Origin of the sequence: Methylobacterium longum (assembly GCF_022179385.1) — a bacterium.
Classification (GTDB): Bacteria; Pseudomonadota; Alphaproteobacteria; order Rhizobiales; family Beijerinckiaceae; genus Methylobacterium; species Methylobacterium longum.
Map to the genome: position 1 here is coordinate 159,705 of NZ_BPQS01000002.1, position 12,232 is coordinate 171,936.

The 12,232-nt window shown below is 66.0% G+C and carries 10 protein-coding genes; 3 read left to right on the forward strand and 7 right to left on the reverse strand.

Features of this window, described 5'->3' with window-relative positions:
* Positions 1 to 73 precede the first annotated feature (73 nt).
* Together MFF58_RS02570 and MFF58_RS02575 are read left to right on the forward strand one after the other, a co-directional pair.
* Complete coding sequence (locus MFF58_RS02570; RefSeq protein ID WP_238285089.1) at positions 74 to 553, forward strand: cache domain-containing protein; 480 nt, start codon at positions 74 to 76, stop codon at positions 551 to 553.
* Between the two features lie 386 nt (positions 554 to 939).
* Entirely contained in the window at positions 940 to 1,329 is a 390-nt protein-coding gene (locus MFF58_RS02575; protein WP_238285091.1) for a winged helix-turn-helix transcriptional regulator, read from the forward strand.
* Here the strand turns inward: MFF58_RS02575 and MFF58_RS02580 are convergent.
* On the reverse strand, positions 1,320 to 1,826 hold the full coding sequence (locus MFF58_RS02580) for a VOC family protein (RefSeq protein WP_238285322.1): 507 nt from the start codon (positions 1,824 to 1,826) through the stop codon (positions 1,320 to 1,322). The two genes, MFF58_RS02575 and MFF58_RS02580, sit on opposite strands and share 10 nt — an antisense overlap.
* A 461-nt stretch (positions 1,827 to 2,287) precedes the next feature.
* Here MFF58_RS02580 and MFF58_RS02585 point away from each other — a divergent pair, with 461 nt between their 5' ends.
* Positions 2,288 to 2,449, forward strand: a complete 162-nt coding sequence (locus MFF58_RS02585) for a hypothetical protein (RefSeq protein ID WP_238285093.1) — start codon at positions 2,288 to 2,290, stop codon at positions 2,447 to 2,449.
* A 78-nt stretch (positions 2,450 to 2,527) separates the two neighbouring features.
* Here MFF58_RS02585 and MFF58_RS02590 read toward each other — a convergent pair whose 3' ends face one another.
* The 6 genes from MFF58_RS02590 to MFF58_RS02615 form a co-directional block, all read right to left on the reverse strand.
* Complete coding sequence (locus MFF58_RS02590) at positions 2,528 to 5,383, reverse strand: phosphoenolpyruvate carboxylase (protein ID WP_238285094.1); 2,856 nt, start codon at positions 5,381 to 5,383, stop codon at positions 2,528 to 2,530.
* Positions 5,384 to 5,723: 340 nt separating this feature from the next.
* Positions 5,724 to 7,013: a phosphopyruvate hydratase gene (gene eno / locus MFF58_RS02595; RefSeq protein WP_238285095.1), complete on the reverse strand. Its 1,290-nt coding sequence runs from the start codon at positions 7,011 to 7,013 to the stop codon at positions 5,724 to 5,726.
* Positions 7,014 to 7,087: 74 nt separating this feature from the next.
* Entirely contained in the window at positions 7,088 to 8,500 is a 1,413-nt protein-coding gene (pyk, locus tag MFF58_RS02600) for a pyruvate kinase (protein WP_238285096.1), read from the reverse strand.
* Between the two features lie 43 nt (positions 8,501 to 8,543).
* Positions 8,544 to 9,803: a glycerate kinase type-2 family protein gene (locus MFF58_RS02605; RefSeq protein WP_238285097.1), complete on the reverse strand. Its 1,260-nt coding sequence runs from the start codon at positions 9,801 to 9,803 to the stop codon at positions 8,544 to 8,546.
* A gap of 10 nt (positions 9,804 to 9,813) precedes the next feature.
* Positions 9,814 to 10,893 carry a tartrate dehydrogenase gene (locus MFF58_RS02610; RefSeq protein WP_238285098.1) on the reverse strand — a complete coding sequence of 360 codons (1,080 nt, stop codon included), beginning with the start codon at positions 10,891 to 10,893 and terminating at the stop codon, positions 9,814 to 9,816.
* Positions 10,894 to 10,932: 39 nt separating this feature from the next.
* The gene (locus tag MFF58_RS02615) at positions 10,933 to 12,231 is read right to left on the reverse strand and encodes an MFS transporter (protein WP_238285099.1); all 1,299 of its coding nucleotides are present in this window, start codon (positions 12,229 to 12,231) and stop codon (positions 10,933 to 10,935) included.
* Between the last annotated feature and the right edge of the window lies 1 nt (position 12,232).

Below are 12,232 nucleotides of genomic sequence, written 5' to 3' on the forward strand. Positions count from 1 at the left end.
CGGGACCGGCCAGAGCCACACGAGGGCTGAACTCACACCGTTGTCACATCGATGTGGCGCAAAGAGAGGCGGCATGTTCAAGAAGCTGCCGACAGGGCTGGTGTTGCTGGTCCTGACCGCCACGTCTCCTGCTCTCGGGCAGAGAGGTCCCCCACCCGCACATCAAGCGGCGGAGATCGAGGCCCTGGTCAACAAGGCATCCGACGTTCTGGAAGAACGGGGCGGCAAAGCCTTTGCGGATTTCAGGAAGAAAGGTAGCCCCTGGCGCTACGCGGATGTCTACCTGTTCGTGGTCGATATGAACGGCGTTGTGCTGTTCAACGCCGCCCGCCCGAACCGCGAGGAACGGGACTTCCTCGATGCCCGTGATGCTGACGGGAAGCGGTTCCACAGGGACTTCATTGAGGTCGTCAGGAACTCTGGGTCTGGCTGGGTCGATTACATGTTCCCCAAGCCCGGACAGTCTCACGCCACCGTGAAGTGGAGCTACGTCTGCGGGACGCGCGTTGACGGCGTCGAGGCGCTCGTGGGCGCTGGAGTCTATGTCGATTAACATCGCCTCTGTCTCAGACGGAACAGCGATGACACAAGGTAAGCGCATCGGCGCTGATGCAATCTTCTCGAAGGTCGGCCATAATCGCGTAAGCGGTTTTTTGTCGATGAATTTCTGGACGTGGACTGCGCGTTCCTATCGTCCGACCATCACGTGCGGTTCGGATGGTACTCGGGCATCCGGTTCAGGATGGATGGTCGAATGGTGCGCCGGGCCGATCATGACGACCGTCTCGTTGAGGGCATACCCAAACCGAACCATGCGGATCGGCCGCTCCGAGTGGGGAGCGGACTTGTGTTGAATGGTGATCGCGACCCAATGCACGCCCCCACGAACGATGAGTCACAGGAGCGGAAATCGCTATAGTCCCCAAAAGGGGACCATACATGCCCACTATCGTCAACGGAGCGCTGCACTTCGAAGCCGATTGCGCACCGCGCCGGGTTCTGGAGCTTTTCAGCGTCAAGTGGATGAGCCTCGTGATCCACGCGCTGTTCCATTGGCCCGGCGGCAGGTGTCGGACGGGCGTCTTGCAACGCAGTCTGCCCGGCATCTCCAAGAAGATGCTGGTGCAGACCCTGCGTGAGATGGAAGAGCGTGGCCTTGTCGAGCGAACCGTCTTCAACACGGTGCCGCCAAAGGTCGAGTATGCGCTGACTCCACTCGGCCGGAAGCTCGCCGAGCCCATCGAGATGATCTACGCCTGGGGTGAAGCCAATCACACGGTCCTAGATGAAATGAAAGCCTACGTTCCGACCGTGACCTCTCAAACGTAGGGACGCCAGCGCCTCAACGAAGTGTCGTTCTCGTAAGGCATCGACGAGGGCAGCGAGATGAACTCGACAACCGTGCCCCAGGGCATCCGACCATAGCAGAAAAAGTTGCCTTTCCCGACTTCGGTCGGGAACATCAGGGGCTGAGGGCGGGAGAACATCGTGCCGCCAGCCTTCTCGAATTGCGCTATCGCTGCTTCGATATCATCGACGTACAGGGCGAAGTGCTGAAGTCCGAAATCACTCGGACGAACTGGCTGCCCCTGCTCCGGACCCTTCATCTCGAATAGCTCGATGCCAGGACCGACCCGAAGCTTCATCATGCGCACGGCGGTGATCTTGGTGCCATGCGCGAGGCTTAGGATATTCTCCGGCTCACTGCCTTCGACGGTCGGATCGGTCCGCTTGACGCTATCGTAGATCGGCTCGGCATCGAAAGCCTCGACAAGGAAACGCGTCGCAGCTTCGATATCGGGAATGGTGATGCCGATATGGTCCATACCTCGGAATTTGTAGCTCACCTGAGACTTCTCCGTCGTGTCGCCATTCAGCAGCGAAACTAGGTGTCAGAACCGAGGGCTCTGCTTCAACTGGCGTCCGCGATGCTTACGAAGCAGGTATGCAACGGAAGGTGAGCCGTCCAGACGGCACCTGAACGTGACCTAGTCACCAGTAAGTGACCATGGAGCGCGGGGGCATTGCTCCGTAACGCTGCACGAGCCCAGATGCCCGCCAAGGTCGCAAGCGTCCATGTCTGGCGGTCCGTTAAAGGTGCATCAATAGCGAACCGGCGGTGCTGGTCTTCATCTGCATACAGAACCAGATCGGCATCGGACGCATATCTACCTCCGACCATCGCGATCCCAGATCATACCACTCGCGCATGCCTGTGGTGTTTCATCTTGCATACCAGAAGGCATAATTATCTGGCATACCAGCGTCATCGGGGCCCGACAGAAGGATGTCGATGATGGTTGCTCTCCTCCTCACCGCTCTCGTCACTGGCATTGCCGCCAACATCTCGCTGGTCGTTTTCGTTGCCGACCACATGAGCCCTGACAGCAATTCCGGCACTGTCGCCCCGACGCTCGCAGGCCGCTCGAACACCCTGGCCGCTGCCTAGCCTAGCGCGCCACGCAAACTGCATCGGCGGCAACGACACGGTCTTCCCTCTCTCCGGAAATTCTCGTTCTACCCTGGGCTAACCGAACGACCCCACCTCGTGCTGGATGATCCCGGAGATCTCCCGTACCTGCGCGAACATCCGGCGGATCGGCTCGAACAGGTTCGCGTGCTCGGCTTCGTAAGTGCCGACATCTCGCGGTCCCACCGGCTCGCCGAAATTCAGCCCGAGCGTCGGGTCTGGCGTGACCGGGAAGATGTCGTCGAGGAGCTTCAAGCAACCGTCGATGTCGAGGCGCAGGAACCGCTCCAAGAGTTGCTCGCGGGTGATCCCGGCATGCGGCCGGAAGCCGGGTATGTGCACGGCCAGGAACCAGATCCGGTGGATCAGCGCGAGGCGTAGCGCGTGCAGCAGCGTCAACCGCGCCGACATGCCGGTGAGATCGGGCGCGGCGGTGCGTAGCGTCAGCCAGTCGCGCGTCAGTCGGCCGAACAGGCCGCGGAGCGAGGTGGCGAGGTCGAGGCGCTCCAGCGCTCCGGAGATCACCACCAACTCGTCGCGGCGGAAATCCTTCTGCGTGCGCCGCGCCCGTTCCAGCCACACAGCCGGGTCGAGAGTGTCGATGTAGGCGCGCAGCACGTCGAGGTCGCTCACCGCCGCAGCGTGTTGCACCAGCCGGAAGGCGCGGGAGAAGCGGGGCGAACTCCGGCACATGTCACGGAACAGGTCCGGCACCCGGCCCGCGGCCCGGCCGACGCCGTGGAGGGAGTTCGCGAGGAAGCCGAGTTGGTGCAGGATGGCGTTGTTGGGGATCGCCCGCATCTGCCGTGGGTGGGTGACGCGCGCCGGGCCGCCGCTATCGCTCTGGCGCGCCACCGGGCGCGAGCCGGTGCGGTCGATCAGGCTCGGTCCGAAGGTGCCGAGTAGCGCGGCGTAGCCGGAGTCCTCAACCAGCGCCTCCATCTCCTGGCGCACGACGGTGAAGAACTCCAGGGCGAAGTCTGGCTCGGCGTAGATCGGGTCCTTAACGGTCGCGCGGTCCTCAGCGGGATTGCCGAGCGCCACGTCGCTAATGTCGTCGAGCGCGTAGACGTGCTCAGCGATCCGAGCCACGGAGGCCGAGGCGAGGGCGGGTGTGCCGAACAGCAGGTAGCCATCCGTGCCCTGGAAGCTCGACTCCAACCGTGTCCGGATACCGGCCTCGCGGTTGCGCGAGTGCGCGTCTTCCGGGGCGAGGTAGGCGAGGCGGTCGCGCAGCGAGGTCGGGTGGGCGCCGCGCCCGATCGACTCGCCGTGCGTGTCGAAGATCGCGAGTTCGATATCGGCCAGCCCGTTCTGCACCAGCATCTCGGTGATGCGCAGGCGCAGCCGCTCGATCCAGAAGGTTGCCGCAAGCTGGCCGACGTAGCGGCCCGAGTCCGAGTAGCCGAACTGCACGGTCAGCCGTCCGATGCGCTTCAGGTACTGGCGCCAGTGCGGGTTGCGCAGCGCGTCGTCGAGCACCCGGATGCCCTGCTCTAGCGCACTCGCCGTCTCGAACAGCGGTGTGATCTCCAGCTTGTCGGCAATGCCGTAATGGCGGGCCAGCCAGAGGGCGGCGAGGAGGGTGTAGCCGGTCTCGGTCTCGGCGATGAGGAAGCGCACCGGGTGGGTGCCGTCCACGTGCTTGAGGATCTGGGCGATCGTCATCATCAGCCGGGCAGCCGAGGCGCGCTCGGCGGCGAGCGCCCCGAAATCCACCGCCACCGGCCGCACGTCATTCAGGAGCCGGTGGATCGAGGCGAGGTGCGAGCGTCGCTGCGCCGGGTCGGCGGGCTCGCCGTCGAGGTCGATTACACGGCGGACCGCGTTGTGGATCTGGCTGGCGTTCAGCCGGAAGTGCGGAAGGGCGTTCGACAGGCCGTGCGTGGTCACGCCCGCGCGCAACACCATCAATGCCTTTCGAGCGGTATCATCCTCGGCCTGCGCGATCCCCTCGGTCAGCGCAGTGACGAGAGGGCCTGCGTCGGTCAGGGCGTGGTCCCGCTCGATGATCAGGCCCAGCGCAAAGCGGTGAACCGCCTCAAGAGAGGGCTTCTCGTCGAGTCGCGGCGCCACCGCGAGTTGGCGCTCGACCGCGGCGCGAGCACCCTCGGCCAGGGTCCGCGCGGCGCGGCAAGCCGGGATGTCTGGTAGATCGCGCAGCACCCGATCGAACTGCATGCGCTTCGAGATCAGCCGGTAGCGCAGCGTGTCCCACCAGCCGATATCGGTGCGCCCATCCGTGTCGCAGCCGACCCAACTCGCCACCGCGAATGGGCGCGGGTCTATCTCGGTCCAGCGTCCAGGCCATCGGGCGCGGGCGGCGCCGATCAGCGCGCCGTTAAAGCCGTCCAACGCCAGCCGGGCGTTGTTGGCAGCCTCGCAGGCTTGGTCGAACTCCACGTCGAGAGTGATCGGCGCGTCAGGCCGGGTCGAGAGCGCCGCCGCGCGGTCGATCAGTTCGGCGCGAGCGCTCTCCTCGGGCAGGCTCGCGGCCTGTGCCAGCAAGGCGGCCACTGTCCGCGGCATGCCGAAGGTCGGGTGTGCCGTGAACACGATCGCAAAGGCGGTGCGGTGGATCAGAGCCGCAAAGTTCTCGAACTCGCCTTCCCCAATCGCGGCGGCGAGGCGAGACGGCACCACCGAGTCGGGAACGGAGGTGTTCCCCAATTCGACATAGGCGCGCAAGCGCTCGGCGCGGTCGCCCAGAGCGGCGGCGCGCAAGCGCTCGAACAAGCCGTCGAGGTCCTTCTCCGAAATCTCCCCACGGTCGAACCGGCGGGTGATCGCCAGTGCCATCGCCAACACAGGGTTCCGGAACGGGTCCTCGCTGGCCTGCTCGCGCGCGGATCTGACGAGGGCAAGGAGGTGCGCCTCCAGTTCCTCGGCATTACGGCTGCCATCACCCTGCATGATCGTTCCAGACTTAAGTTCGCTCGCGGCGACCAATCGCTTTATCTTGAAATCACAAGTCCCGACTGGTCCGGAGTCATGGATGCGGCCCGTGATGACGGCGTTGATGAAAACGATCGACGCCAACGCGTTTTCGAGCGACTTTCGGCACCCGATCGCTCAGCCATGCCCCGGCGCTCAAGTTCTGTGCAGGCGTCGAGAACATTCCCGATAGGGGTCGAACTGGAGTACCCGGCCCGTACCTTGATGACCGAGGTACTCATGAATTCGTCGCTCAACGCTGCGAGAACTCGCAGTTCGTGCTCATTCAGAGCGCGTGTTATGAGAACCGGCGGAGCCATTAGGCCACTGTGGTCTGCCTGATCGCGCCCCGCCCAGCGTAGAGAGCCTGCGGGCCGAGGCCCTGCTCGATGCGGATCAGTTGGTTGTACTTGGCCAGTCTGTCCGAACGGGCGAGCGAGCCGGTCTTGATCTGCCCGCAATTGGTCGCGACCGCGAGGTCCGCGATGGTGGAGTCCTCGGTCTCGCCGGAGCGGTGCGACATCACCGCGGTGTAACCAGCGCGCTGGGCCATATCGACGGCGGCCAGCGTCTCGGTGAGCGAGCCGATCTGGTTGACCTTGATCAGGATCGAGTTCGCCGTGCCCGAAGAGATGCCCTCCGACAGGCGCTGGACGTTGGTGACAAATAAATCGTCGCCCACGAGTTGGCAGCGGTCGCCAATCTTGTCGGTCAGGAGCTTCCACCCGGCCCAATCGTCCTCGGACATGCCGTCCTCGATCGACACGATCGGGTAGTTGGCGACCAGTTCGGCGAGGTAGTCCACCTGCTGCTCGATGGTGCGGGTCGTGCCCTCGCCCTCGTAGGCGTAAGCACCGTCCTTGAAGAACTCGGTGGCGGCGCAGTCGAGCGCCAGTGCCATGTCGGTGCCCGGCTTGAACCCGGCCGCCTCGATCGCTTCCATGACGAAATCGAGCCCGGCCTCGGCGGAGGGCAGGTTCGGGGCGAAGCCGCCCTCGTCACCGACATTGGTGTTGTGCCCGGCCTTCTTCAGCTTGCTCTTGAGGGTGTGGAACACCTCCGAGCCCATGCGCACGGCCTCGGCGAGCGAGGTGGCGCCGACCGGCATGATCATGAATTCCTGGAAGTCGATCGGGTTGTCGGCATGCGCCCCGCCGTTGATGATGTTCATCATCGGCAATGGCAGGACCCGGCCCTGGACCCCGCCGACGTAGCGGTAGAGCGGCAGGCCCGAGGCTTCCGCCGCCGCTTTGGCCACGGCCAGCGAGACGCCCAGGATCGCGTTCGCGCCCAGCCGGGCCTTGTTCGGCGTGCCGTCGAGCGTGATCATCGCCTGATCAACGGCGACCTGATCTTCGGCATCCATGCCGCCGATCGCGTCGAGGATCTCGGTCTGCGCCGCCTCGACCGCCTTCAGCACGCCCTTGCCGCCAAAGCGGCCCTTGTCGCCGTCGCGCAGTTCCACCGCCTCGTGCGCGCCGGTCGAGGCGCCTGACGGCACCGCGGCGCGGCCGAATGAGCCATCCTCCAGCAGCACATCGACCTCGACGGTGGGGTTGCCGCGGCTGTCGAGGATCTCGCGGGCGCTGATGCTGGTGATCGCGGTCATGGGGAACCTCGTCGTGTGGTGTCGATGCGGAGCATCGCGTCGTCACACATGCGGCCGGATCGGCCGGGCGTGCTTCAGACCTGCATCAGGCGGATGTTGTTGGTGGTGCCGCTGACGTGGAACGGGATGCCTGCGGTGACGACGATGATGTCGTTCGCCTTGGCGAAACCCTCGGCTTGGGCGTGGTGGCACGCCTTCACGGTCATCTCCTCGTAGGAGTCCACATCGCCCGTGTGGACGCTGTGCGCGCCCCAGAGCAGGCACAGACGACGTGAGGTCGCGAGACTCGGGGTCAGCGCCAGGATCGGCGGTTCAGGGCGCTTGCGCGCCACGCGTGCCGCGGTGGTGCCGCTCGCCGTGTAAGCGACGATCGCCTTGGCGTGCACGGCCTCGGCGAGCGTGGCGGTCGCGGTGGCCACGGCGTGCGGCGGCGTCTCCTCCTCACCGGGATCGGTGGCCGCCACGATCGAGTGATAGAGCTTGTGCCCCTCCACGCTGCGGATGATCCGGTCCATCATCGTGACAGCCTCGACCGGGTAGCTCCCCGTGGCCGACTCCGCCGAGAGCATCACGGCGTCCGCCCCGTCGTAGATCGCGGTCGCCACGTCCGAGGCTTCCGCCCGCGTCGGCGCCGGGGCACTGACCATCGAGTCGAGCATCTGCGTCGCCACGATCACCGGCTTCACCGCGAGGCGGCAGGCGCGGATCAACTCCTTCTGACGGCCCGGCACGTCCTCGTGCGGGATTTCCACGCCGAGATCCCCGCGGGCGACCATCACGGCGTCGGAGAGCCGGATGATGTCGTCGATCCGCTCCAGAGCCTGCGGCTTCTCGATCTTCGACATGATCCCGGCGCGGTCGCCGATGATCCCCCGCGCCTCGATCACGTCGGAGGGCTTCTGCACGAAGGAGAGTGCAATCCAGTCCACGCCGAGTTCCAGCCCGAAGGCCAGATCGGCGCGATCCTTGGCCGTCAGCGGTGAGAGATCGAGCAGGGTGCCGGGCAGGTTGACGCCCTTGCGGTTCGAGATCACCCCGCCCGTGACGACCTCAGCGGTGATGGTGGCGGTCTCCAGGCCGACGACGCGCACGCGCACCCGCCCGTCGTCGATGAGAAGCTCCTGTCCCGGCACCACGGCGGCGAAGATCTCAGGATGATGCAGCGGGATCGCCTGCTTGTCGCCGTCCGCCCCCTCCAGCACGAAGCGCACGCTCTCACCTGCGGTCAGGTCGAGGCGACCGTCCTTGACCGTCCCCACGCGGATCTTCGGTCCTTGGAGGTCCTGGAGAATGCCGATCGGCCGACCGACTTCCTTCTCCAGGGCGCGGATCGCGGCGTGGACCTTGGCGTGGTCATCCTGTGTGCCGTGGCTGAAGTTCAGCCGGAAGGTGTCCACACCGGCTAGGAACAGGGCCTTCAGCCTGTCGGGGGCGGAACTCGCCGGACCGACAGTGGCGACGATCTTGGCGTGGCGGTGACGGCGCATGGTCGGTTCGGCCGAGAACGGCCGCCTCTGTTCCAGGGTCGGGTCAGGCGATCAGGATCGCGCGGAAGTCATTGACGTTGGTCAGGGTGGGTCCAGTGATGACGCCGTCGCCCAGGGCTTCGAAGAAGCCGTGGCCGTCGTTGCGGTCGAGGCTCCCTGCCAGGGAGAGACCGAGTGCCCTGGCACGCGTCGGGGTGTCGGGCGCCAGCACCGCGCCCGCGATCTCCTCCAGGCCATCCACGCCATCCGTATCCCCGGCGACGGCATGGATGCCGGGATGTCCGGCGAGGGCGACGCCGAGCGCCAGAAGGAACTCGACGTTGCGGCCACCGCGACCGTCGCCGCGCACTGTGACGGTGGTCTCGCCGCCCGAGAGCAGCACGCAAGGCTTCGGCACAGGCAGGTCATGGGCGGCCACGCTCATCGCGATCCCGGCCATGACCTTGCCGACCTCGCGCGCCTCGCCCTCGATCGCGTCACCGAGGATGCAGGGGGTGATTCCCGCGCGCCGGGCGAGGTCCGCAGCGGCGTTCAAGGCCATCAGGGGTGTCGCCACCATCCGCACGTCGGGCGTGCCGAGCCGGGGATCACCCGGCTTGACGCTCTCGCCGCGACCGCTCGCGAGGTGCGCGCGCACGGTGCTCGGGATTTCGACCCGGTAGCGGTCGAGGATTGCCAGCGCGTCGGTGCAGGTCGTCGGATCTGGCACCGTCGGACCGGAGGCGATGTCGAGGGGATCGTCGCCGGGCGTGTCTGAGATCAGCAGCGTCACCACCCTGGCGGGATGGCAGGCGGCGGCGAGCCGCCCGCCCTTGATCGCCGAGAGGTGGCGCCGGACGCAGTTCATCTCGCCGATGGCAGCACCAGACCGCAGAAGTCCGCGGTTGACCGCCTGTTTGTGGGGGAGGCTCAGCCCTGTTGCCGGTAGCGACAGGAGCGCCGAGCCACCGCCGGAGATCAGGCAGAGGACGAGGTCGTCAGGCGAGAGCCCGGCGACCATCTCCATCATCCGCCGGGCCGCGTCCTCCCCGGCCTCGTCCGGAACAGGGTGCGCCGCCTCGACCACCTCGATGCGGGAGGTCGGGGCACCGTGGCCATAGCGCGTGACCACGAGCCCGGAGATGTCGCCCGGCCACGCCGCCTCGACGGCTTGCGCCATCGAAGCCGCGGCCTTCCCGGCCCCGACGACGATCGTGCGTCCGCGGGGCGGCTCAGGCAGGTGCTGGGCGAGGCTGACGGCGGGATCGGCCGCCGCCACGGCGGCTGCGAACAGCCGCCGCAGGAAGTCTCCGGGCTCGGTCACGATGCCCGTCCTACTCGTTGTCGCCCTGGACGGCCGCGATGACCGCGTCGGTGACCTGACGGGTCGTCGCCTTGCCGCCGAGATCGGGGGTGTGCAGATTCGGATCGGCGGTAACCCGCTCGACCGCGCGCATCAGCCGATCCGCCGCGGGCTTCTCGCCCAGGTGCTCCAGCATCTGGCAGGCGGTCCAGAAGGTCGCGATCGGGTTGGCGATGCCCTTGCCGGTGATGTCGAAGGCTGAGCCGTGGATCGGCTCGAACATCGACGGGTAAGTGCGCTCCGGGTTGATGTTGGCGGTGGGCGCGATGCCGAGCGAGCCCGCCAGCGCGGCCGCCAGATCCGACAGGATGTCGGCGTGCAGGTTGGTCGCCACGATCGTGTCGAGCGTCTGCGGCTTCATCGTCATGCGCATGGTCATGGCATCGACCAGCATCTTGTCCCAGGTCACGTCCGGGAAGTCCTTCGCGACCTCGGCGGCGATCTCGTCCCACATCACCATGGCGTGGCGCTGCGCATTCGACTTGGTGACGACGGTCAGGAGCTTGCGCGGGCGGGACTGGGCGAGCTTGAACGCGTAGCGGATGATGCGATCGACGCCCGAGCGGGTCATCATCGACACGTCGGTGGCGACCTCGTTGGGATGGCCCTGGTGAACCCGGCCGCCGACGCCCGCGTACTCGCCCTCCGAGTTCTCACGCACGATCACCCAGTCGAGTTCCGGACCCGAGACATGGCGCAGCGGGCTGGTGATGCCCGGCAGGATGCGGGTCGGACGGACATTAGCGTACTGGTCGAAGGGCTGGCAGATCGCGAGCCGCAATCCCCACAGGGTGATGTGGTCGGGCACGTCCGGCGCGCCCACCGCACCGAAGAAGATCGCGTCGTGGTTCCGGATCTTCTCACGCCCGTCGGCGGGCATCATCACGCCGTGCTTCTTATAGTAATCCGAGCCCCAGTCGAAGTGGTCGAACTTGAACTTGAACGAGCCGGTTTTCTCGGCCAGCACGTCGAGCACCTCGATACCGGCGGCGATGACTTCGATGCCGATGCCGTCCGCGGGAATGGCGGCGATGTTGTAGGTCTTGGTCATGACATGTCTCCGTGAGTGGGGGTTAGGAACGGGAAAGGTTCAACTCGCCACGGCGCTGGCGGGCTCGGCGCGACGCCCCGCGCGGGCGACGAGGAGGGTGACGACGGCAGAGAGGACGAGCAATGCGGCCACGAACATCAGGCCGCCCGTGAAGCTGCCCGTCTGGTCCTTGATCCACCCGATCGCCCAGGGGCCAACGAAGCCGCCGAGATTGCCGATCGAGTTGATCGTCGCGATACCCACCGCCGCGGCCGAGCCGGACAGGAACATCGTCGGCATGGCCCAGAGCGGCGGCTTGGCCGAAGAGATGCCAATGTTGACGAGGGTGAGAGCGGCGATGACCGCGACGGCCGAGGACGCCCCCCCGGCCAGCATCAGGCCCGCCGCCGCCACGAGGCAGGCGATGACCACGTGCCACGTGCGCTCGCGGGTCTTGTCGGAGTGCCGCGCCCACAGGATCATCGCGATGATCGCGATAGTCGGCGGCACGCCGTTGAGGAAGCCGACCGCCATCGTGGACAGGCCGAAGCTCTTGATGATCTGCGGCGCCCAGATGCCGAGCGTGTAGAGCCCGGCCGAGGTGCCGAAGTAGATGAGCGCGAGCGCCAGGACACGAGGGTCGGACATCCCGGCCACGATCCCGTGCTTGGCAGCGACCTTCTTGCGCGCGTGCTCCTCGTTCATCTCCGTAACGAGCCACGCCCGCTGGTCGTCGGCCAGCCACTTCGCCTTCTCGGGCCGGTCGGTCATGTAGAAGAGCACCATCACGCCGAGCAGCGAGGCGGGGATGGCCTCGATGATGAACATCCATTGCCATCCATGCAGGCCGAGGATGCCCTCCATCTCCAGCAGCGCGCTCGACAGAGGCGAGCCGAGCACCACCGAGATTGGCGCAGCCGCCATGAACAGCGAGACGACCCCCGCGCGGTAGCGGATCGGGAACCAGTAGCTCAGGTAGAGGATGATGCCGGGGAAGAAGCCCGCCTCGGCGGCGCCGAGCAGGAAACGCAGCGTGTAGAAGCTATACTCACCTTGCACGAAGGCGAAAGCGAACGAGATGATCCCCCAAGTGATCATCACGCGAGCGATCCAGAGCCGCGCCCCTACCTTGTCGAGAATGATGTTCGACGGAACCTCGCACAGGAAGTAGCCGAAGAAGAATACGCCTGCGCCGAAGCCGAATACGGCTGAGGTGAAGCCGAGATCCTTGTTCATCGTCAGCGCGGCGAAACCGATATTCACGCGGTCGATGAAGGCGATGAAGTAGAGAAGGCAGATAAAGGGGACGAGGCGCCATGCGACCTTGCGCATGGTGGTCTGCTCCAGCGAGCGCTCCATG

What these genes read in the sequence shown, in the direction of transcription:
- MFF58_RS02590 (WP_238285094.1), bottom strand. Translation starts at nt 5,383, where the DNA reads ATGCAGGGTGATGGCAGCCGTAATGCCGAGGAACTGGAGGCGCACCTC.
- MFF58_RS02580 (WP_238285322.1), bottom strand. Translation starts at nt 1,826, where the DNA reads ATGGACCATATCGGCATCACCATTCCCGATATCGAAGCTGCGACGCGT.
- MFF58_RS02585 (WP_238285093.1), top strand. Translation starts at nt 2,288, where the DNA reads ATGTCGATGATGGTTGCTCTCCTCCTCACCGCTCTCGTCACTGGCATT.
- MFF58_RS02610 (WP_238285098.1), bottom strand. Translation starts at nt 10,893, where the DNA reads ATGACCAAGACCTACAACATCGCCGCCATTCCCGCGGACGGCATCGGC.
- MFF58_RS02615 (WP_238285099.1), bottom strand. Translation starts at nt 12,231, where the DNA reads ATGGAGCGCTCGCTGGAGCAGACCACCATGCGCAAGGTCGCATGGCGC.
- MFF58_RS02575 (WP_238285091.1), top strand. Translation starts at nt 940, where the DNA reads ATGCCCACTATCGTCAACGGAGCGCTGCACTTCGAAGCCGATTGCGCA.
- MFF58_RS02570 (WP_238285089.1), top strand. Translation starts at nt 74, where the DNA reads ATGTTCAAGAAGCTGCCGACAGGGCTGGTGTTGCTGGTCCTGACCGCC.
- eno (WP_238285095.1), bottom strand. Translation starts at nt 7,013, where the DNA reads ATGACCGCGATCACCAGCATCAGCGCCCGCGAGATCCTCGACAGCCGC.
- pyk (WP_238285096.1), bottom strand. Translation starts at nt 8,500, where the DNA reads ATGCGCCGTCACCGCCACGCCAAGATCGTCGCCACTGTCGGTCCGGCG.